The 21,646-nt window shown below is 62.1% G+C and carries 18 protein-coding genes; 13 read left to right on the top strand and 5 right to left on the bottom strand.

The features are described from left to right. Window positions 1–309: 309 nt before the first annotated feature. Complete coding sequence (locus tag ACYAR8_RS12110; RefSeq protein WP_463580007.1) at window positions 310–3,063, bottom strand: response regulator; 2,754 nt, start codon at window positions 3,061–3,063, stop codon at window positions 310–312. Between the two features lie 582 nt (window positions 3,064–3,645). Between ACYAR8_RS12110 and ACYAR8_RS12105 the strand changes: the two genes are divergently transcribed. The 7 genes from ACYAR8_RS12105 to ACYAR8_RS12075 all read left to right on the top strand — a co-directional run bounded on the left by ACYAR8_RS12105 (window position 3,646) and on the right by ACYAR8_RS12075 (window position 12,281). After that, on the top strand, window positions 3,646–4,392 hold the full coding sequence (locus tag ACYAR8_RS12105) for a response regulator transcription factor (protein ID WP_463580006.1): 747 nt from the start codon (window positions 3,646–3,648) through the stop codon (window positions 4,390–4,392). Window positions 4,393–4,400: 8 nt separating this feature from the next. Continuing rightward, window positions 4,401–5,768 (top strand): histidine kinase sensor domain-containing protein, encoded by a 1,368-nt coding sequence (locus ACYAR8_RS12100; protein ID WP_463580005.1) that lies wholly within the window; start codon window positions 4,401–4,403, stop codon window positions 5,766–5,768. 260 nt (window positions 5,769–6,028) lie between these two features. Continuing rightward, the gene (gene cysM, locus ACYAR8_RS12095; RefSeq protein WP_074890966.1) at window positions 6,029–6,931 is read left to right on the top strand and encodes a cysteine synthase CysM; all 903 of its coding nucleotides are present in this window, start codon (window positions 6,029–6,031) and stop codon (window positions 6,929–6,931) included. Next, on the top strand, window positions 6,931–8,286 hold the full coding sequence (rlmD, locus tag ACYAR8_RS12090; RefSeq protein ID WP_463580004.1) for a 23S rRNA (uracil(1939)-C(5))-methyltransferase RlmD: 1,356 nt from the start codon (window positions 6,931–6,933) through the stop codon (window positions 8,284–8,286). The genes cysM and rlmD overlap by 1 nt, the downstream gene beginning before the upstream one ends. A gap of 156 nt (window positions 8,287–8,442) precedes the next feature. Continuing rightward, window positions 8,443–10,686, top strand: a complete 2,244-nt coding sequence (relA, locus tag ACYAR8_RS12085; RefSeq protein WP_074890963.1) for a GTP diphosphokinase — start codon at window positions 8,443–8,445, stop codon at window positions 10,684–10,686. Between the two features lie 192 nt (window positions 10,687–10,878). Then, window positions 10,879–11,712 (top strand): nucleoside triphosphate pyrophosphohydrolase, encoded by an 834-nt coding sequence (mazG, locus tag ACYAR8_RS12080; RefSeq protein WP_074890961.1) that lies wholly within the window; start codon window positions 10,879–10,881, stop codon window positions 11,710–11,712. Window positions 11,713–11,738: 26 nt separating this feature from the next. Beyond that, window positions 11,739–12,281 carry a DUF2058 domain-containing protein gene (locus tag ACYAR8_RS12075; RefSeq protein ID WP_074890960.1) on the top strand — a complete coding sequence of 181 codons (543 nt, stop codon included), beginning with the start codon at window positions 11,739–11,741 and terminating at the stop codon, window positions 12,279–12,281. Between the two features lie 73 nt (window positions 12,282–12,354). On the opposite strand, the gene ACYAR8_RS12070 is transcribed toward ACYAR8_RS12075, so the two are convergent. The 4 genes from ACYAR8_RS12070 to purM form a co-directional block, all read right to left on the bottom strand. Then, window positions 12,355–12,543, bottom strand: a complete 189-nt coding sequence (locus ACYAR8_RS12070) for a hypothetical protein (protein WP_108120469.1) — start codon at window positions 12,541–12,543, stop codon at window positions 12,355–12,357. A gap of 427 nt (window positions 12,544–12,970) precedes the next feature. Then, complete coding sequence (locus tag ACYAR8_RS12065; protein WP_074890956.1) at window positions 12,971–13,687, bottom strand: DUF3108 domain-containing protein; 717 nt, start codon at window positions 13,685–13,687, stop codon at window positions 12,971–12,973. Between the two features lie 8 nt (window positions 13,688–13,695). Continuing rightward, the gene (gene purN, locus ACYAR8_RS12060) at window positions 13,696–14,346 is read right to left on the bottom strand and encodes a phosphoribosylglycinamide formyltransferase (protein WP_074890982.1); all 651 of its coding nucleotides are present in this window, start codon (window positions 14,344–14,346) and stop codon (window positions 13,696–13,698) included. Between the two features lie 8 nt (window positions 14,347–14,354). Continuing rightward, a complete protein-coding gene (gene purM, locus ACYAR8_RS12055) occupies window positions 14,355–15,413 on the bottom strand; it encodes a phosphoribosylformylglycinamidine cyclo-ligase (protein WP_074890955.1) in 1,059 nt (352 codons plus the stop codon). Window positions 15,414–15,744: 331 nt separating this feature from the next. Here purM and ACYAR8_RS12050 point away from each other — a divergent pair, with 331 nt between their 5' ends. The 6 genes from ACYAR8_RS12050 to ACYAR8_RS12025 all read left to right on the top strand — a co-directional run bounded on the left by ACYAR8_RS12050 (window position 15,745) and on the right by ACYAR8_RS12025 (window position 21,102). Continuing rightward, the gene (locus tag ACYAR8_RS12050) at window positions 15,745–16,806 is read left to right on the top strand and encodes a DUF2066 domain-containing protein (protein WP_108120597.1); all 1,062 of its coding nucleotides are present in this window, start codon (window positions 15,745–15,747) and stop codon (window positions 16,804–16,806) included. Window positions 16,807–16,860: 54 nt separating this feature from the next. Further along, window positions 16,861–17,934 (top strand): AI-2E family transporter, encoded by a 1,074-nt coding sequence (locus tag ACYAR8_RS12045; protein WP_074890953.1) that lies wholly within the window; start codon window positions 16,861–16,863, stop codon window positions 17,932–17,934. Window positions 17,935–18,222: 288 nt separating this feature from the next. Then, window positions 18,223–18,927: a DnaA regulatory inactivator Hda gene (hda, locus tag ACYAR8_RS12040; RefSeq protein ID WP_463580003.1), complete on the top strand. Its 705-nt coding sequence runs from the start codon at window positions 18,223–18,225 to the stop codon at window positions 18,925–18,927. 8 nt (window positions 18,928–18,935) lie between these two features. After that, a complete protein-coding gene (locus ACYAR8_RS12035; protein ID WP_463580002.1) occupies window positions 18,936–19,709 on the top strand; it encodes an NAD-dependent deacylase in 774 nt (257 codons plus the stop codon). A 66-nt stretch (window positions 19,710–19,775) separates the two neighbouring features. Next, window positions 19,776–20,477, top strand: coding sequence for a C40 family peptidase (locus tag ACYAR8_RS12030; protein ID WP_074890950.1), 702 nt, complete (start codon window positions 19,776–19,778; stop codon window positions 20,475–20,477). A gap of 88 nt (window positions 20,478–20,565) precedes the next feature. After that, on the top strand, window positions 20,566–21,102 hold the full coding sequence (locus tag ACYAR8_RS12025; RefSeq protein ID WP_074890949.1) for a C40 family peptidase: 537 nt from the start codon (window positions 20,566–20,568) through the stop codon (window positions 21,100–21,102). The last annotated feature ends 544 nt before the right edge of the window (window positions 21,103–21,646 follow it).

Genomic DNA, 21,646 nt, shown 5'->3' with positions numbered 1-21,646 from the left:
TGACCCAAATCCACTGTAGGAGCAATCGGAGGTTACGACGGTCGCGAACCCGGTGTGTCAGTCGACATCTCCGTTTCAGACCCACCGCGTTCGCCAGCAAGCCGGCTCCATCGGATTTTGTGTACGCCGACGATTGCCTGCTTTGCCGAGATCCCCTGTAGGAGCGCGCTTGCCCGCGAATGCGGTGTGTCAGTCAACCTCTTCATTTCCAAACCACCGCAATCGCCAGCAAACCGCTCCTTCAGGTCATGCGGCTGACCTTGGAACATCGGAGCGTACCCGTCACTCAACGAGGCCCTGTGACCCAGATCAAGCCGTCACACGCGCCTCGGTTTCCAGGCGGTTGATCGCCTTCTCCAATTCGTCCAGTGCCTTGTCGCTGTCCGCCGATTCCTGCTTCAGCAGGGTTTCGCTGCGCTGACACGCCGCGCGCAGTTGCGGGACGCCGCAGTAGCGGGTCGCGCCGTGAAGGCGGTGGACGCGTTCGATCAGCGCGACGTTGTCCCTGGCCTCACGGGCAGTGAGGATGGCTTCGCGGTCAGTGGCGAGGGAGGCCAGCAGCATCGCCAGCATGTCCGCCGCCAGATCGGCTTTGCCCGCCGCCAGCCGCAGCCCTTCTTCGTGATCAAGCACTTGCAGATTGATGCCGCCCTGGGCGATCTCGATCTGCCGCTCCGGCGCCTGATTGCGCAGCGCCAGCCCGGTCCATTTCAGCACCACCTGCGCCAGTTGGCGTTCGCTGATCGGCTTGGTCAGGTAATCGTCCATGCCGCTCTGCAACAGCGCGCGCTTCTCGTTGGCCATGGCGTGGGCGGTGAGGGCAACGATCGGCAGCGACGTGGCCTGACGCTCGCTCTCCCAACTGCGAATAGCTTCCGTCGCCTGACGCCCGTCCATGCCCGGCATCTGCACGTCCATCAGCACCAGATCGAAGGGTTCATCCTGCACCGCTTGCACCGCCGCATAACCACTGTCGACGGCCTTGACCTTGGCGCCCATGTCTTCGAGCAAGGTCTGCACCAGCAGCAGATTGGCCGGGTTGTCGTCCACGCAGAGAATGCGCGGCGGCCGGCTCGACAGCGGCTCCGGTACCTCGTTGCGCAACTGCTTGGGCTGAATCAATTCCGACAGCGCGCGGCGCAATTTGCGCGTACACGCCGGCTTGGCCTGCAACTGGTTATAGGCGTCAGGCACGGAAAACTGATACAGCGCCTGTTCGGTGGTCGGGCACAGCACCAACACTTTGCAGTTGAGGTTTTCCAGGTCCCAGATTTGCTGGCGCAGGCGCTCGGGCGGCAACTCGTGGGCGGTGACGCCGAGCACGGCCATGTCGATGGCGTGGGGCGTCTGATGCACCACCGTCACGCCGTTGATGAGGTTTTCCAGGTTGTTGAAGACCATCGGCAGCAGGCCGCAGTCTTCCAGCTGATGCTCAAGCGCCTGGCGCGACAGATCGTGATGCTCCAGCACCGCCACGCGACGGCCCAGCAGCGGCGGGGCGGGCAGGTCTTCGAGGTCGTCGCGGGTTTTCGGCAGCGTCAGGCTGATCCAGAACTCCGAACCTTCCCCTGGGGTGCTCTCGACGCCGATCTCCCCGCCCATCTGCTCGACCAGCCGCTTGGAAATCACCAGCCCCAGCCCGGTGCCGCCGGAGTGCCGCGACAGTGAATTGTCCGCCTGGCTGAACGCCTGAAACAGCGCGCGCACGTCCTGGCTGGACAGGCCGATGCCGGTGTCCTGCACGCTGATGCGCAATTGCACGGTGGTGTCGTGTTCCTCCTCCAGCATCGCCCGCGCCACGATGGTGCCCTCGCGGGTGAACTTGATGGCGTTGCTGACGAGGTTGGTCAAAATCTGTCGCAGACGCAGCGGATCGCCCACCAGCGACAGCGGCGTGTCGCGGTAGACCAGGCTCACCAGTTCCAGTTGTTTGGCGTGGGCGGCGGGGGCGAGGATGGTCAGGGTGTCCTGCAACAGGTCACGCAGGTTGAACGGGATCGCGTCGAGGACAAGCTTTCCGGCTTCGATCTTCGAGAAATCCAGAATCTCGTTGATGATGCTCAACAGGTTGTCGGCGGATTTCTCGATGGTGCCCAGGTAATCGTACTGACGCGGGGTCAGTTCGCTTTTCTGCAACAGGTGGGTGAAACCGAGAATGCCGTTGAGCGGCGTGCGGATCTCATGGCTCATGTTCGCCAGGAACTCGGACTTGATCCGGCTGGCTTCCAGGGCTTCCTTGCGCGCCAGGTCCAGCTCGATGTTCTGGATCTCGATGGTTTCCAGGTTCTGGCGCACGTCTTCCGTGGCCTGCTCGATGCTGTGCTGCAATTCTTCCTGGGCGTTCTGCAGCGTCGCCGCCATGCGGTTGATGCCCGAACCCAGTTCGTCCAGTTCGTAACTGCCCATGGGCGGCAATCGCGCTTCCAGGTTGCCGTCCTTGAGCTGGGCGACGACGTGTTTGATCTGGGTGATCGGGCCGTTGATGGTGCGGCTCATGCGCAGGGCCAGCATGGCGGTCAGGCCGAGGCCGATGACAATCAGGATGAGGCTGGCGAACAGGCTGCGATAACCGCGCAGCAGGGTGCCGTTGTGGGACAGCTCCAGCTCGACCCAGCCGAGCAGGCGGTCGGCTTCGGCGGGAACGACGTCGCCGGTCAGGTGGCGGCTGCGCCCGAACACCGGCATCAAGTAGCGCGTGGCGTCGTTTTCCGAGCGTTGCAGCATGTGCGTGCTGTTGCCGACGGGAGTCTGGTTGATCATGCTCGGGCCGGCGTGGGCCAGCATCGCCCGGTCGGCATCAAGGAACGACACCGCGCGCACGTCGGCCTGTTCCAGCACTTGTCCGGCGATGCGTTCGAGCATGGCCTGATCACCGCTGGCCAGCGCGCCGGCGGACAGCGGCGCCAGCTCGTTGGCAATCATCTCGCCACGCTTGAGCAACTGGGTCTGCAACTCGCTCAGCTGCATCCAGGTGAAATAACCGCCGAGCAACGCCGCCATCAGGCACGCCGGCAGCAAGGTCAGCAGCATGACGCGGCCTTTGATGCCCACTTTTTTCAGCACACTTGTTCTCCAACAACCCGGCAAGAATTCAGGCAACCGCTGCGCCAATGCAGCGTGTGACGCGCAATCACTGCGCAGTGTAGTCATTTGCGCTTCGTGCACACAGTGCGACCGACGCGTGCACAGCTGATGGAACTGGACACTCCCCTCGTAGGACCGGCTTTAGCCGGGAAGGCATTGGAGGTCATACCGCGAAATTTGATGGTGCCCAACCGGGCCTCTTCCCGGCTGAAGCCGGTCCTACGGGAGCGCGGCGTGCACGCTTGAAGGGACTGGACACTCCCCTTGTAGGACTGGCTTTAGCCGGGAAGGCATTGGAGGTCACACCGCGAAATTGGATGGTGCCCAACCGGGCCTCTTCCCGGCTGAAGCCGGTCCCACTATAAGAATGCGTATCTCTAGTGGGACCGGCTTTAGCCGGGAAGGCGTCAAGTGTTACGCCGCAGAATTGATGGCGCCCACACTGGCCTCTTTCCCGGCTGAAGCCGGTCCTACTAAAGAACGCATCGCCGGCAGGCCAGCATTGCTCCGCCGCGCGCAATCTTGAATAATCCGCGTCTTGAGAATCAGTCGCAGACGCCAATGACTCCCGCCAGCATCCACCGCCCCCACATACTCGCCATCGAGGACGATGTCGTGCTCGGCGCATTCGTTCACGATCAGCTCGATCGCTGCGGGTTTCAGGTGACCTGGTGCCAGAACGGCGCCGAAGGGCTGGCCTGTGCACAACGCGAACCCTTCGATGTCGTGTTGATGGACATCCTGCTGCCGGGCATGAACGGCCTCGACATCCTTACCCAACTGCGCCGCCGCCACACCATGCCGATCATCCTCATGTCCGCCCTGGGCGCCGAGGCCGACCGCATCACCGGCTTCCAGAACGGCGCCGACGATTACCTGCCCAAACCCTTCAGCGTCGATGAGCTACGCGTGCGCATTGAGGCGATCCTGCGCAGGGTCGAGCTGGAACGACGCTTTCACGCCCTGGCAGCGACCGAGCCCGAGGCCAGCGCCGAAACAGCCGACGAAGACGGCCTGACCTTTGACGAGCGCCGCTGCGACGTTTTCTTCGCAGGCACCCCGGCGCAATTGACCGGCAGCGAGTACCGCCTGCTGGAAACCCTGTGGCGCAACCCCGAAGACGTCCTCAGCAAGGCCTTCCTTTATCAGCACGTTTTGCAGCGCGGCTATTCCCGGCACGACCGCAGCCTGGACATGCACATCAGCCAGATTCGCCGCAAGCTCAAGGCCGTCGGCTATCAGGCGCGACAGCTGCGCACAGTTTGGGGCAAAGGCTACGTGCTGACCGCGGTGGCGGCGGATGCCTGAGGTGTCGAATGCCTGAATCACGCAAACGACTGCCCGGCTGGCATTCGCTGTTCTGGAAACTCGCCGTACTGCTGGTCGGCTTCTGCCTGCTGATGATCTGGCTCAGTTGGTATTGGGGCCGCTACATCGAGACCCGGAACGCCTATCTGAACGCTGAGGCCCATCAGGTGCTGAACGACTATGCGGCGCAGGCCGAGGGTGCGTGGAGCAAGGAAGGCCGGCGCGGCATCGACGAATGGCTGAAGCAGGTCCGTCAGCAGGAACCCGGCTGGGTCGGGGTCATCGGCGGCGACTTGCAATCACTCGCCAGTACGCCACTGACCCGCGAGCAGTACCAGCGGCTGACGTTCATGCGCGGCATCGACTGGCCCATGAGCACGCGACAGAAGACCGTGCCCTGGCTGAAGATCGCCTTTCCCGGCTACCCTGACGCGGGCAGCCTGGTCATTGAACTGCCCGAGCGCTTCAAGCCGGGGCGTTATGCGGTGATCGGGCAAATCCTCACCAACGGGCTGATTCCTGCGTTGTTCACCCTGTTGCTGTGCGTCGGGCTGTATCGCCTGCTGATTTGCCCGCTCAATCAACTGCGCGAACAGGCCAACGCATGGCGCGCCGATCGGCTGACCAGCAGGCTGTCGCCGCAAATGACCGAGCGCCGTGATGAGCTGGGTGAGCTGAACCGCGCCTTCGATCACATGGCCGCGCGCCTGCATTCGACGGTGCAGGTTCAGCAGCAGTTGCTGCGTGATCTCTCCCACGAACTGCGCACGCCTCTGAGTCGCCTGCGGGTAGCGTGCGATAGCGAGCAAACTTTGCCAGAGCTGCGCGAGCGATTGAGCCGGGAGGTGGATGGCATGCGCCGGCTGGTGGATGACACTCTGCAGCTGGCCTGGCTCGACACCGAGCGCGAAAAACTGCCCGGTGAGGACATTCAGGTGGTGGCGCTGTGGGAGATGCTGGTGGACGACGCCTGTTTCGAAACCTGCTGGCCGTCCCGTCAGTTGCCCTGCGATCTGGACAGCGAGTGCTGGGTCAGTGGCCATCTCAACACCCTGGCCCAAGCGCTGGAAAATATCCTGCGCAACGCCATCCGCCACTCGCCACCCGAGGGCATCGTGCGCCTTGACGGTCGCCGGGAAGGGGACGACTGGCTGTTGTGGCTGGAAGATCAGGGCGGCGGGATTGATGAGGACGATCTCGAGCGCATATTTGCGCCGTTCATCCGCCTGGACGGCGCCCGCCCCGGCGACGGTGGTTTCGGCCTGGGCCTGAGCATCGCGCGCAACTCCCTGCGGCTGCAGGGCGGGGACTTGTGGGCGGAGAACACCGGGCAAGGGTTGAAGATGATCATGCGGTTGCCGGCGAGGCAGGCCTGATGTCGCGGTTGGATCTGGTCACCAACCCGAATTGTAGGAGTGAGCTTGCTCGCGATGCGGAATGTCTGTGAGCTAAATGTTGCCGGCCTGAATGCAATCGCGAGCAAGCTCACTCCTACAGGGGGCAGTACCCGGCCCAGACAAGCCCAAGGACACCCCTTATTCCATTCAGCGATAACCACCTCACTTTGCGTGATATGGGCTGGCAGCGATTGCCGGTATGATGGGCGACCTCCGCACGTCTGGATCGCGAACACGCCATGACCCTGCAGTATCAAACCATCGCCGATTGCGTCGGCAACACCCCGCTGGTGCGTCTGCAACGCATGGCCGGGAACACCAGCAACACGTTGCTGCTCAAGCTCGAAGGCAATAACCCGGCCGGTTCCGTGAAGGACCGCCCGGCGCTGTCGATGATTACCCGTGCCGAAGAGCGCGGGCAGATCCACCCCGGCGACACCCTGATCGAAGCCACCTCCGGCAACACCGGCATCGCCCTGGCCATGGCCGCGGCGATCAAGGGCTATCGCATGATTCTCATCATGCCGGACAACTCCAGCGCCGAGCGCAAGGCAGCCATGACCGCCTATGGCGCCGAGCTGATTCTGGTCAGCAAGGAAGAGGGCATGGAAGGCGCCCGTGACATGGCCGAGCGCATGCAGGCCCAAGGCCACGGCAAAGTCCTCGACCAGTTCGCCAATGGCGACAATCCCCAGGCCCATTACGTCGGCACCGGCCCGGAAATCTGGCGGCAGACCGGCGGCACCGTCACCCATTTCATCAGTTCCATGGGCACCACCGGCACTATCATGGGCACCTCGCGTTTCCTCAAGGAACAGAACCCGAACATCCAGATCGTCGGCCTCCAGCCTATGGACGGCGCTTCGATCCCGGGCATTCGCCGCTGGCCTCAGGAATACCTGCCGAGCATTTATCAAGCCGACCGCGTCGATCGTATTCTGGACATGGGCCAGGCCGAAGCCGAGGACGTCATGCGTCGTCTGGCGCGGGAAGAAGGTATTTTCTGTGGCGTATCGTCGGGCGGCTCGGTAGCTGGGATGCTCCGGCTGTCCCAAGAAGTCGAGAACGCGGTGATGGTCGCGATCATTTGTGACCGCGGCGACCGTTACCTGTCGACCGGCGTCTACGATGCGCCCAACTGATGGCCAAGCGTGATGCAGGCCTGCGTTTCCAGCCCAGCGGCGGCACCCGGACTGCGCAGGTCCCCACCGGTAAAAAACAACGCCTGACCATCGAGCGGCTGGCCAATGACGGTCGCGGCATCGGTTTCGTCGACGGCCGCACCTGGTTTGTCATGGGCAGTCTGGCCGGCGAAGAGGTCGAGGCCCGCGTACTCAATGCCCACGGCAAAGTGGTCGAAGCCCGTACCGAGCGCGTGTTCCAGGCCAGCCCCATGCGCCGCCCGGCCGCGTGCCCGCATTTCGGCCGTTGCGGCGGTTGCAGCACCCAGCAAATGCCCCACACCGAACAGCTCGCCCTGAAACAGAGCATGCTCGCCGAGCAATTGAGCCGCATCGCCGGGGTTGAGCCGGAGGAATGGGCCGCGCCCCTGACCGGCGATGAATACGCCTACCGCCGCCGCGCCCGCGTTGCCGTGCGCTGGGACGTGCGGGCCAAACGCCTGGACGTCGGATTCCGCGCCGCAGCGAGTCAGGACATCATCGCCATCGAACAATGCCCGGTGCTGGTACAGGCCTTGCAACCGATCATGACAGCGCTGGCGCCCATGCTTCGTCGCTTGAGCAAACCTCAGGCGCTGGGGCATGTCGAGCTGTTCAGCGGTTCGGCCAATGCCGTGCTGCTGCGGCACACCGCGCCGTTGCCTGAAAGTGATCTGGCAATCCTCAAGGGATTTTGCGAAACCCATGACGCGCAGCTGTGGTTGCACGGCGAAGGCGAGCCACAACCGGTCGACCCCTCCGCGCAACTGGGCTACCGCCTGGAGCCGTGGAATCTGTCCCTGGCGTATCGCCCTGGCGACTTCGTGCAGGTCAATGATCAGGTCAACACCGCGATGATCCAGCAGGCCCTGGCCTGGCTCGCGCCGGGCAAGGACGAACGAGTGCTGGACTTGTTCTGCGGGCTTGGTAACTTCGCCCTACCGCTGGCGCAAATGACGCGCGAGGTGGTGGCAGTGGAGGGCGTCGAGGCCATGGTTCAGCGTGCGACGGCCAATGCCGCCGGCAACGGTTTAAGCAACGTGACGTTTTATCAGGCCGATCTGTCGCAGCCACTGGACAGGGCGGCCTGGGTGGCGGAAGGTTTCGCCGCAGTGCTGCTCGATCCGCCGCGTGACGGGGCGTTCGAAGCAGTGGGCAAGCTCACGTCGCTGGGCGCTCAGCGCGTCCTTTATGTGTCGTGCAATCCGGCAACGCTGGCGCGCGACACGGTTGAATTGATCAAGCAGGGCTACCGTTTAAAACGTGCCGGAATCCTCGATATGTTCCCGCAGACAGCGCATGTCGAGGCGATGGCGTTATTTGAAGCGAGCAAGTGAGGCGGCGGCTCAGGAAATGCCGATGCCTTACACGGAGTCTCGTTTAATCCGACTGGCCCGCGCGTACACGCCTTTGCATGGCCCGCAAGGTGCACGCGCTCAAGAAGGCCGGCGACTGATGGCGCATTTCATCGCGCCGTAGGGAAGGTAAGCAACATGGTACAGGTGAGACCCCACCAGCCGATCAACACAGACGGCAGTATCAACCTCGACGCGTGGCTGGATCACGTGGTCAGCGTCGACCTCGCAGTGGACCGACAGGCCCTCAAAGAGGCCTGTGAATTTGCCCGGCACGCCGAGCAACAGGACAACGCCGCCAAGAACCTCTGGGCGGAGGGCACGTCGAGTTTTCAGACGGGCCTGGAGATCGCTGAAATCCTGGCCGACCTCAAGCTCGACCAGGATTCCCTCGTTGCCGCCGTGATTTACCGCGGCGTGCGCGAAGGCAAGATCTCGCTGCCCGACGTCAACCAGCGCTTCGGCCCCACCGTCGCCAAGCTTATCGACGGCGTGCTGCGCATGGCGGCGATCAGCGCCAGTCTCAGCCCGCGTCAATCCCTGGTGCTCGGCACCCAGGCCCAGGTCGAAAACCTGCGCAAGATGCTGGTGGCCATGGTCGACGACGTGCGTGTCGCGCTGATCAAGCTGGCCGAACGGACGTGCGCTATCCGTGCGGTGAAGAACACCGACGATGAAAAGCGCAACCGCGTCGCCCGGGAAGTCTTCGACATCTACGCGCCGCTGGCCCACCGGCTGGGCATCGGTCATATCAAATGGGAGCTGGAGGACCTGTCCTTCCGTTACCTGGAGCCCGAGCAGTACAAGCAGATCGCCAAGCTGCTGCACGAGCGCCGCCTCGACCGCGAGCGCTTCATCACCGACGTGATGTCCCAGCTTGAGAACGAGCTGCTGGCCACCGGCGTTAAAGCCGACATCAGCGGCCGGGCCAAGCACATCTACTCGATCTGGCGAAAAATGCAGCGCAAAGGCCTGGAATTCAGCCAGATCTACGACGTTCGCGCCGTTCGCGTGCTGGTGCCGGAGATGCGCGATTGCTACACCGCGCTAGGCATCGTCCACACCCTGTGGCGGCACATTCCCAAGGAATTCGACGACTACATCGCCAACCCCAAGGAAAACGGCTATCGCTCGCTGCACACGGCGGTTATCGGTCCGGAAGGCAAGGTGCTGGAAGTTCAGATCCGCACCCACGCCATGCACGAAGAAGCCGAGCTGGGCGTCTGCGCGCACTGGAAGTACAAGGGCACCGACGTCAAATCCGGCTCCAATCACTACGAAGAGAAAATCTCCTGGCTGCGTCAGGTGCTCGAGTGGCATGAAGAGCTGGGCGACATCGGTGGGCTGGCGGAACAGCTGCGCGTCGACATCGAGCCCGACCGCGTCTACGTGTTCACCCCGGACGGTCACGCGATCGACCTGCCCAAGGGCGCGACCCCGCTGGACTTCGCCTACCGCGTGCACACCGAGATCGGCCACAACTGCCGTGGTGCCAAGATCAACGGCCGCATCGTCCCGCTCAACTACAGCCTGCAGACCGGCGAGCAGGTCGAGATCATCACCAGCAAGCACGGCACGCCGAGCCGCGACTGGCTGAACTCGAACCTGGGTTACATCACCACGTCCCGGGCGCGGGCGAAGATAGTGCACTGGTTCAAGCTGCAGGCGCGCGACCAGAACGTTGCCGCTGGCAAGGTGCTGCTGGAGCGGGAGCTGGCGCGTCTGGCACTGCCCCAGGTGGATTTCGACAAGTTGGCCGAGAAGGCCAACATGAAGACCGCCGAAGACATGTTCGCGGCCCTCGGTGCCGGGGACCTGCGCATTGCGCAGCTGGTCAATCTGGCTCAGCAACTGGTCGAGCCGGAGCGGGGCAACGAGCAACTGGAGCTGATCCCGCGCAAGGCCACGGGCTACAAGCCGGGCAAGCGCGGGGACATTCAGATCCAGGGCGTCGGCAACCTGATGACGCAGATGGCCGGCTGCTGCCAGCCGCTGCCGGGCGATGCCATTGTCGGTTACATCACCCAGGGCCGCGGCGTGAGCATTCACCGTCAGGACTGCGCCTCGGTGCTGCAACTCGGCGGGCGCGAACCCGAGCGGATCATCCAGGTCAGCTGGGGCCCGGTGCCGGTGCTCACCTATCCGGTGGACATCATCATCCGCGCCTACGACCGCTCGGGCTTGCTGCGGGACGTTTCGCAGATCCTGCTCAACGAGCGCATCAACGTGCTGGCGGTCAACACCCGCTCGAACAAGGAAGACAACACTGCGCTGATGTCGCTGACCATCGAGATCCCGGGCCTGGATGCGCTGGGCCGTCTGCTGGGGCGCATCTCGCAACTGCCGAACATCATCGAAACGCGGCGTAACAGAACGCCGTGATTTTACGGCGGTTGATCGTTCCCACGCTCTGCGTGGGAACGCAGTCCGTGACGCTCCGCGTCACTCGTGGGACGCAGAGCTTCCAGGCGGGCATTCCCACGCAGAGCGTGGGAACGATCAGCTTCAAGCCGTACGCGGATAACTTGAAGCTTGTGGCTTGTCGCTTACAGCTGCGAACGAAGAGAGACCCCCATGTACAGCCTCCAAGACCTCCTCACGCTCATGGCCCGTCTGCGCGATCCGCAATTCGGTTGCCCGTGGGACGTGAAGCAGAATTACGCGAGCATCGTGCCGCACACCCTCGAAGAAGCCTACGAAGTGGCCGACGCCATCGAGCGTGGCGACTTTGATGACCTGCGCGGTGAGCTTGGCGATCTGCTGTTTCAAGTGGTGTATTACTGCCAGCTGGCCCGGGAAGAAGGGCGCTTCGAGTTCGACGGCGTGGTCGACGGCATCACCCGCAAACTGATTCGCCGTCATCCCCACGTGTTTCCGACCGGCGATCTGTACGCGCCGTTGGAAACGCCGCGTCTCAGCGAAGAGCAGGTCAAGCATCGGTGGGAACAGATCAAGGCCGAGGAGCGCGCCGAAAAGGCCAGCGCGCCCGAGCAGCTTTCCCTGCTCGACGATGTGCCAAATGTACTGCCGGCGTTGTCTCGAGCGGCGAAATTGCAGAAGCGTGCGTCTCAGGTCGGGTTCGATTGGCCGGACGCGTTGCCGGTGGTCGATAACGTCCGTGAGGAACTCGACGAAGTCCTTGAAGCCATGGCTGATAATGACAGCGCGGCCATCACCGAAGAAGTCGGCGATCTGCTGTTTGCCGCCGTCAATCTGGCCCGACACCTCAAGGTCGATCCGGAAAATGCCCTGCGCGCCGCCAATGCCAAATTCGAGCGGCGCTTCAGATTTATTGAACAGGCCTTGCGCGACACCCGGCGCCCCATCGAAGATTGCAGCCTCGAAGAGATGGATGCGCTCTGGGGCGAAGCCAAGCGCCAGGAAAAGATCACGCCCAACTGCGGTTGAGTTGACTATTTAGAGAGAGAAGACAGATGGCGGGTATTTCCCTTCGTGACCAGTTGCTGAAAGCCGGCCTGGTCAATGAGAAACAGGCGAAGCAGGCCAGCAAGAGCAAGCAGAAGGAACAGCGTCTGGTGCACAAGGGCCAGGCGGTGGCGGACGACACCAGCCAGCGCGCTGCCCAGGAAGCGATGGCGGAGAAAGCCAAACGCGATCAGGAACTGAATCGTCAGCAGCAGGAGAAAATCGAGCAGAAAGCCCGTGCCGCCCAGGTCAAGCAGTTGATCGAAGCCACGCGCCTGCCGAAGCTGACCACCGAGGACTACTACAACTTCGTCGACGACAAGAAGGTCAAGCGCCTGTCGGTCAACGCCCTGATGCGCAGCAAGCTGAGCAGCGGTGCGCTGGCCATCGTGCACCACGGCGGTACGTACGAGGTGATCCCACGCGAAGCGGCTCTCAAGGTGCAGGAGCGCGACCCGCGCCGCATCGTCATGCTCAGCGCCCCGACCGAAGAGCCGGAGGGCGACGATCCGTACGCCGCCTACAAGATCCCGGATGATTTGATGTGGTAAGCGCCCGTCGCTCACTCAGCTAAAACAACAAAACCCGCCAAGAGGCGGGTTTTGTTTTGCTGCGATTCCGAAATTACGAATGACTGGCCTGCTGTTTTGCTTCCTGCTCAGCTAGCTCTGCTGCGTAACGCTGTGCGTCCGATTCGTAATGAAACATCCCTACCAGTTGGTCCTGTTGGCGAACATCCCAGATCTGGATGCCATCGGCGATGGTTTCGTGGGAGATATGGGCGTCGTCGCGTTCAGTAACAGTTACGGTCATAGTGCAAACTCCTGACTCTTGGATATCTGCGGCAGGACGTCGCAGGCCTTCTTTATAGTTTTTGGTAGCCAGCTAAGTAAACGTGCACATCCGGCAACAGTTATTTACCGAATCCGTAACAGTGCGCTAAATGCTTGTATTCGAAGGGTGTGTGGCGTTTTGTCACACTCGGTTGAAGGCCATGAAGAATGTTTCATTTTGTCGTTCGCAGCCAGCGCGCTTGGTCGTCGGCACAAAACCTCGGCCTGCCGCCGTTCAAATGTAGGAGCGCGCTTGCCCGCGATCTGTCGCGAAGCGGCAGCAACCCGGGGAATGAGGTCCGTCAGATCAATGCTCGCCTGGCAATACTGGTTTTACGGCCAAAAAAACCCCGCCATGTAGGCGGGGTTCGATGTTGCGCGATGTAGGCGTGAATCAGCTGGCTGAATTAACTGCCCTTGACCGACTTACCGTTCACCGTGCCGTCCTGCAGCATGATGTTGTATTCCTTGCCGTCGGTTTCAACCTGTTGCAGGCGAACCAGCAGGTAGTCGTAGTCCTTGGCGAACCACATCACGGTGATGCGCTTGTTCTGCGTCGGATCACGCACGCGCTCGACCTTGATGGCGTCGACCGAACCCACTTTGGTCTCGACCTTTTCAGTACCCAGCACGCGGAAATCATAGGTATCGACTTCATCACCGTCGACCACCTGATACGACATGCTCTTCTTGCCTGCCGCTACGTCATGCTGCAGCGCGAGCTGGTAGGTGGACTTGTCGAGGACGCCGGCATTCAGCGGGATTTTCACCGCGTTGCCACGGTCCGAACCGGTGATGAACTTGGTGGGCCAGTCGAAGACCAGATCGACTGTCTTGCTCTTGCCCAGGCCGCCACGTTCGAAGTGGTAGGTCTGCGGCAGCAACTGCTCCTTGTCGACTTTGATCGTGCTGACTTCGGTCAGGCTGGCGATCATCATCGAGGCCTTGAAGCTCAGGGTCCAGGTGCCGTTGGCGTTCTTCTCGAGGCTGCGGCTGGCGCTGCCTCCGCTCATGGGCAGCTGTTTCCAGTCAGCGGTGTAGCTGGCGGAGAAAGGTTGAAGGTCGGCCGCGTTAACTGCGGGAAGTGCGAACAGAGCGAAAGCGAAGAGCAAAGCGCGACGCATAATATCTCCTAATGTCGGATCAAGTGGCCGCTGGGCCCTAAGGGCTGGCCGTCCAGTGAGGCGCCGTGTTCGTCGAGGGTCAATCGTCCTTCGGCGAACCAGCGAATGGCCAGGGGATAAATCAGGTGTTCCTGGGCGTGAACCCTCTGTGCCAGCGTGGCGGGCGTGTCGTGCAACTCTACAGAAACAACTGCCTGTACGACCAGAGGCCCCCCATCGAGTTCCTCCGTGACAAAGTGCACGCTGCAGCCATGTTCGGCATCGCCGGCGTCCAGCACCCGTTGATGGGTGTGCAGGCCTTTATACAGGGGAAGCAGCGAAGGGTGAATGTTCAGCAGGCGGCCATGGTAGTGGCGGACGAACCCGGGCGTGAGGATGCGCATGAATCCGGCGAGCACCACCAGCGACGGCTGAAACGAATCGATGGCCTCGATCAGCGCGGCATCGAAGGCCTCGCGACCTTCGTAGCCGGTGTGGTCGAGCACGTGGGTGTCGATCCCCGCGCGGGCGGCACGCTCGAGCCCGAAGGCATCGGCGCGGTTGGAAATCACCGCACGGATGCGCGCAGGGCTCACGCTGTCCTGAAAGCTGTCGATCATCGCCTGCAGGTTACCGCCAGTGCCGGACAGCAGCACTACCACGTCACAGGGTTGGGGCATGTCAGGCATTAATGAGCCTTGACGTTCTTCAGCTCGACTTGTGCAGCGCCTTCGGCAGCGGTGCCGATCTGGCCTATCACCCACGGCTGCTCGCCGGCTTCACGCAGGGCATTGAGAGAGACTTCGACGTGTTCCTGCGCAACGCAGATGACCATGCCGACGCCGCAGTTCAGCACGCGGTGCATTTCATGCTCATCGACGTTGCCTTTCTCCTGCAGCCAGTCGAAGACCGCCGGACGGGTCCAGCTGGCCACATCAACGATGGCCTGAGCGCCTTCAGGCAGCACGCGAGGAATGTTGTCCAGCAGGCCGCCACCGGTGATGTGGGCCATGGCTTTTACCGCGCCGGTGTCTTTGATCAGCTTGAGCAGTTGTTTGACGTAAATGCGGGTCGGCGCCATCAGCAGTTCGGTCAGCGGCTTGCCGTCGAGCTGGATGGTGTCGATCTCGGCACCCGACACTTCGATGATCTTGCGGATCAGCGAGTAGCCGTTGGAGTGCGGGCCGGAAGACGGCAGGGCGATCAGCGCGTCACCGGCGGCCACTTTGGAGCCGTCGATGATGTCAGCTTTCTCCACGACGCCGACGCAGAAGCCGGCCAGATCGTAGTCTTCACCTTCGTACATACCAGGCATTTCAGCAGTCTCGCCGCCGACCAGCGAGCAGCCGGCCAGTTCGCAGCCCGCGCCGATGCCGGTCACCACTTGAGCCGCGGTGTCGACGTTGAGTTTGCCGGTGGCGTAGTAGTCGAGGAAGAACAGCGGCTCGGCGCCGCAAACCACCAGATCGTTGACGCACATGGCGACCAGATCGATGCCGATGGTGTCGTGTTTATTCAGGTTCAGTGCCAGACGCAGCTTGGTGCCGACGCCGTCGGTGCCGCTGACCAGTACAGGCTGCTTGTAGCCGGCCGGGATTTCGCACAGAGCGCCGAAGCCCCCGAGCCCGCCCATCACTTCCGGGCGCTTGGTGCGCTTGGCGACGCTCTTGATGCGTTCGACCAGCGCTTCACCGGCGTCGATGTCAACACCGGCGTCTTTGTAGCTCAGGGAGGGTTGCTTGCTCATGATCCAGGCCTTTAGGGGGGGATTCGGGGTAACGACCGAGTGGCAACGACGCGGGGGCCGTGTCCTCGCCGGTCTGCGAAGGCGCGCGATTTTATCAGGGTTGGGCGCAAGCGGCCATCCTTGGGCCGACGGGCAGGACATGGTGAAGAAAAAATAACCCGGTTTATCCCACCGCACCCGTTCGTCGCCAGGAGGATCCGGTGTAACGTTGGCGCCTGAGTGAGCGATTCGGGCGCGTCTGCGGTCAGAGTCGGGTCACTTGAGTTCATGCAGCTATTTATAGCGTTGCCTTTTTACCCAGCGGGAATCCTTCATGCGTCCACCTTCCTTCATGCGCCTAAAAAACTGCCTGTTCGTGGGTTGTCTCTCATTGATGAGTCTGCCGGCGCTCGCCGAGACGGTGAACACTCTTTATCAGGTGCGCGAACCCGTCAGCGGCCAGACCCCTGACGAGAAAACCCGCGCCACCCAGGCTGCGCTCGAAACCCTGGTCATCCGCCTGACCGGCGACCCCAAGGCGGTACAGAACGGCGGCCTTGCCGAGGTGCGCAAGGACCCTCAGCAAATCATCAGTCAGTACGGTTATGACGCCGGCCCGCCCGAAAGCCTGCAGGTCGATTTCGATCCGGCGAGCACCGAACGTGTCATGCGCCAGGCGGGTTTGTCGCTGTGGGGTTCCAACCGTCCGGTGATCATGGCCTGGTGGCTGAATGACGCCACTGACGGCGCCAATCTCGTCGGCGACGGTCAGGCCTCTGCCGAACCTTTGCGCCGCGCGGCTCAGCATCGCGGCCTGCCGTTGCGTCTGCCACTGGCGGACCTGGGCGAGCAAGGCATCGGCAACGCCAAGACCCTCGACGGTAACAACGTCGGCCCGCTCAAAGAGGCTTCCGAGCGCTACGGTTCGGACGCGATTCTGGCGGTTCACGCGCAGGAAAACGGCGGCCAGTGGCAGGGCAAGTGGCACCTGTGGCTGGGCGACAAGATGGAGCAGGGCAGTGCCAGCGGCGCCAGCTCGGCGGAACTGGCAGACGCCGTGCTGTTGGCCGTGAGCCAGCGTCTGGCGCCACGCTTCGTGGTCAAGCCGGGTGCTTCGACGGGCATGGTGCTGGATGTGCAGGGCATGAATCTTGAGCGTTACGCGCAGCTGCTGCACCTGCTCGAACCGTTCGGTGGTCGCCTTAAATCAGCGGACGGTGATCGCATCGCTTTCGACGTCAGCGGCAGCCCCGATCAGTTGCGTTCGCAGCTCGCGCTGGCGAAATTGCAGGAAGTTCCAGCCAGTGAAATCGCCAGCGCGCCGGTCAACCCCGCGCCCGTTGCTGCGGACGGCACGCCGGCAGCACCGCAGCCGCCCGCTGTTTCTGACAGCGCATTGCACTTCCGTTGGTGAACAGGTTCATAACGACGTTGCACGAAGCACATCATCCTGGGGAAAGAGGCAGTAATGACTGATACGCGTCGTTGGTTCTGGCTGGGCGGGGTTGTCCTGGTCTGTTTGTTCGTCTGGCTGCTGCATTCGATTCTGACGCCGTTCCTCGTGGCGCTGCTGCTGGCGTACATGGGCGATCCGCTGGCAGACCGGCTGGAAAAACTGAAGCTGTCACGCACCATGAGTGTGGTGACGGTGTTTCTGTTGTTCACCCTCATCTTTATGGGCTTGCTGTTGGTACTGGTGCCCATGCTGGCCAAGCAGCTTTATCGGCTGTACGAACTGGCGCCGCAGATCCTCGACTGGCTGCAGCACACCGCCATGCCGTGGGCGCAGGCCAAGCTCGGGCTGGCGGAAGGGTTCTGGAAGTTCGACAAGGTCAAGGCGGCGATCTCGGAGCACATGGGCCAGACCGGCGACATCGTCGGCATCGTCCTGTCCCAGGCCACCACCTCGACCCTGGCGCTGATCGGCTGGCTTACCAATCTGGTGCTGATCCCGGTGGTCTGCTTCTACCTGCTGCGTGACTGGGACGTGATGACCGCCAAGGTCCGCAGCCTGTTGCCGCGTCACCGCGAGAAGAAGATCGTCGCCCTGGCGGACGAGTGCCATGAAGTCCTGGGCGCGTTCATTCGTGGCCAGTTGCTGGTGATGGTCGCCCTGGGCGTGATTTACGCCGCCGGGCTGATGCTGGTCGGTCTGGAGCTGGGTCTGTTGATCGGCGTCATTGCCGGTCTGGCGGCCATCGTGCCGTACATGGGTTTCGTCATCGGCATCGGCTCGGCGATTCTGGCGGGCTTCTTCCAGTTCGGCGGCGACCTGTACCCGATGCTGGGCATCGTCGCGGTGTTCATGGTCGGTCAGGCGCTGGAAGGGATGGTGCTGACGCCGCTGTTGGTGGGCGACCGCATCGGCCTGCACCCGGTTGCAGTGATCTTCGCGATTCTGGCGGGCGGCGAGCTGTTCGGTTTCACCGGCATCCTGCTGGCGTTGCCGGTGGCTGCGGTGATCATGGTTTTGGTGCGCCATGTTCATGACCTGTACAAGGATTCGGACATCTACGGCGGCCTGGACGACCCGGATCTCTGATTCTCGGACGTAGAGCGCAGGTCAAGGATGGACCCTGACCCTGTAGCTGGCTTGCTGGCGAACCGGTTGATCATTTGCGTCGTGTTGCCTGACACGATGCTTTCGCCAGCAAGCCGGCTTCTGCGATCGGTTCATTTTTCCTCGTAATCCCCAGTCATACCAGTCACCTACGCAAGCCTTTGATTTTGCTGGCGGTCTGCCGCATTGTGCGGTCAGCCCTGCGGGTATAGACTTTGCGCACTTTTCACAGAGGCCCCTTGGCGGTTCGTCACGAACCGTTCAGCCAGCATGAAACCAGTTCAGCTGCCCCTGAGTGTGCGTCTGCGTGATGACGCCACCTTCATCAATTACTATCCAGGCGCCAATGCCGCTGCACTCGGCTATGTCGAGCGGCTGTGCGAAGCCGAGGCCGGCTGGACGGAGAGTCTGATTTATCTGTGGGGCAAGAACGGGGTAGGGCGCACGCATCTGTTGCAGGCTGCCTGCCTGCGTTTCGAACAGATGGGCGAGCCAGCGGTTTACCTGCCGATGGCCGAGCTGCTCGATCAAGGCATCGGCCTTTTCGATCATCTGGAGCAATATGAACTGGTCTGCCTCGACGACCTGCAAGCGGTGGTCGGCAAGCCTGAGTGGGAAGAAGCGTTGTTCCACTTGTTCAATCGCCTGCGCGACAGCGGCCGACGCTTGCTTATCGCTGCTTCATGCTCGCCTCGGGAGCTGCCGGTCAAACTGGCGGACCTGAAATCCCGCCTGACCTTGGCGCTGGTGTTCCAGATGCGCCTGTTGTCCGACGAAGAAAAACTCCGCGCCCTGCAATTGCGCGCGTCGCGTCGAGGCCTGCACCTGACCGATGAAGTGGGGCATTTCATCCTTACCCGCGGCAAGCGCAGCATGAGCGCGCTGTTCGACCTGCTTGAACAACTCGACCAGGCATCGCTCCAGGCCCAGCGCAAGCTGACCATTCCCTTCCTGAAAGAAACCCTCGGTTGGTAAGCCCGCCCGTGGTCGATCCGGCCCTGGTCCTGCAAACCGCAGCGGCCTTGCGCCACGCCACGCGGATATTGATCATCACCGGTGCAGGGCTTTCGGCGGATTCGGGCCTGCCGACCTATCGCGGTGTCGGTGGGCTGTATAACGGCGAGACCGACGATGGTTTGCCCATCGAAATGGCGTTGTCTGGCCCGATGCTGCGTCGTGATCCTGCGCTGTGCTGGAAGTACATCGCACAATTGGGCAGCGCTTGCCTGGGCGGACGTCCCAATGCGGCGCACTACGCCATCGCTGAATTGCAGCGGCGCAAGCCGGAATGTTGGGTATTGACGCAAAATGTCGACGGCTATCATCGCGCGGCGGGAAGTCCGCCAGAACGGCTGATCGAGATCCACGGCCAACTGGCGCCGCTCTACTGTCAATCTTGTGGCGCCGAAGATCCGCAGCTGAGCGAGCATCTCAGTCGACCACTGCCACCCCTTTGCCCCAGCTGTAGTGGCGTTCTGAGGCCATCGGTGGTGTTATTTCAGGAGATGCTGCCGGAGTTGGCATTGAATGTGCTTCAGGAGGAGACGGCAAAAGGTTTTGACGCTGTGCTCAGCATCGGAACCACCGCCAGTTTCCCGTACATTCATGAGCCCATGCTGCGCGCTCGGGTGACGGGCGGCTTTACTGCCGAGATAAACCCTTCGCCGACCGATCATTCCGCGCACATGGATGCGTTTCTGAGGTGTAGAGCCTTAGAAGTGATGGACGACATCGTAAGTCACATTTGTTTCGATTGAATTTGCAAATGGGTACGATTGAAGGCATAGTCTCGGCTTCTTTACACTTCAGCCACGGTCGTGCACATGCTAAACCGCCTCGCACCCCTCGTGCCTCTCGCACTCGTTACGCTGTTGTTCGGCTGCGCGGCCCAGATGCCGACGTCGCAACAACAGTCGCAAAGCCCCCAGTTCCGGGACTCTGCCACCGCTCAATCCGCCAGCAAGCGCGCCGACTACGCCTCTTCCGTTCTGGATGACGAAGTCGCCACCGAAGACGAACTCGCTCAATTTGCCGACAATAAGCCGTACCGCCTGCCGGTTCTGGCCGACAGCATCCTTGAACGCGGTAAATCCTTGATAGGCACTCGCTATCGCTTCGGCGGTACGTCGACCACCTCCGGCTTCGACTGCAGCGGTTTCATCGGCTATCTGTTCCGTGAAGAGGCCGGCATGAGCCTGCCGCGTTCTTCCCGCGAAATGATCAACATCGATGCCCCTCTCATTAAGCGCAATGACCTCAAGCCAGGCGATCTGCTGTTCTTCAGCACCGCCGGTCGCGGCCGCGTCAGCCATGCGGGCATCTACCTGGGCGATGACCAGTTCATCCATTCCAGCAGCCGTCGCAGTGGCGGTGTTCGTGTCGACAGCCTGGACGATGCCTACTGGTCCCGTACCTTCATCGAAGCCAAACGCGCGCTGGCAATGGCGCCTGCAACGGCATCGTCAACGGTACCTGCAACCACCACCGCGATGAGCTCGACTACAATCAAGCGCCAAACCCGTTAATTCCGGGCGCGCACAGGGCTAACCCCCTCTTGCGCGCAAACCCGGCTCTCGGCAAAGTAAGCTGCACCCCGCACAGGTTGTCGTGTTTATGTCGTTAACGGTTCGCCTGATCGTCGCCTCTCTGGCTGTGCTGCTGGCCGCATGTTCCAGCACTCCACCGCCCGCTCCGCGCAAGGTCGTCTACCGGCCTGTGGTTTCCGCTCCTCCCCAGTTTTCTTCACCACTCGCTGACGATGTGCTGTTGCGCGCGATCGGCCTCGTTGGCACGCCCTATCGCTGGGGTGGCAACACGCCTGATTCGGGTTTCGATTGCAGTGGCCTGATCGGCTATGTCTACCACGACGCCGCGGGCATCACTTTGCCGCGATCGACGCGGGAGATGATCACCCTGCGTGGCCCCGACATCGACCGCAGCCAATTGCAGACCGGTGATCTGGTGTTCTTCGCCACCAGCGGTGGTTCCAACGTCAGCCATGCCGGCATCTACGTCGGGGAAGGGCGATTTGTCCATGCACCGGCCACCGGCGGCACGGTCAAGCTCGACAGCCTCGACAAGCCGTATTGGCAAAAAGCCTGGCTGAATGCCAAGCGCGTGATCCAGCCATCGAATCTGGCCAGGCAATAACCGCTCCTGAGGCAATGTGTTCAAACGCTGTTGGCGAGCGAACACACGACCGGCGGCGCGAACCCCGTCAGCGCCAAACACACCCCTCTGAGCCGGCTTGCTGGCGAACCTGATTCGTCTCGCGCTGATGAGCTGACTGCGGACACCTTCGCCAGCAAGCCGATATCTACGGATCGTGTGTACGCCACAGACTGTGGGCGTTACCGAGATCATTGTAGGAGCGCGCTTGCCCGCGAAAGATTTTGCCTGTGACGCATCTGTCGCCTGAACCACCGCCTTCGCGGGCAAGCGCGCTCCTACAATGGGGCGTGGTTTACCGACTTCCGCATTGGGCGCAAAACCTCCGGGAGCAAGCTTGCTGGCGAATGCATTCGTGCGGACGCTGCAATGTCGTGTGGCCCGACGCCTTCGCCAGCAACCCGATATCTACGGATCGTGTGTACGCCACAGACGGTGGGCGTTACCGAGATCAGTGTAGGAGCGCGCTTGCCCGCGAAAGATTTTGCCTGTGACGCATCTGTCGCCTGAACCACCGCCTTCGCGG

The sequence above is a fragment of the Pseudomonas sp. HP_01 genome (genome assembly GCF_055284355.1).
Note: the sequence above shows the minus strand (reverse complement) of the source record. Positions and strands in the feature narration are given on the sequence as shown.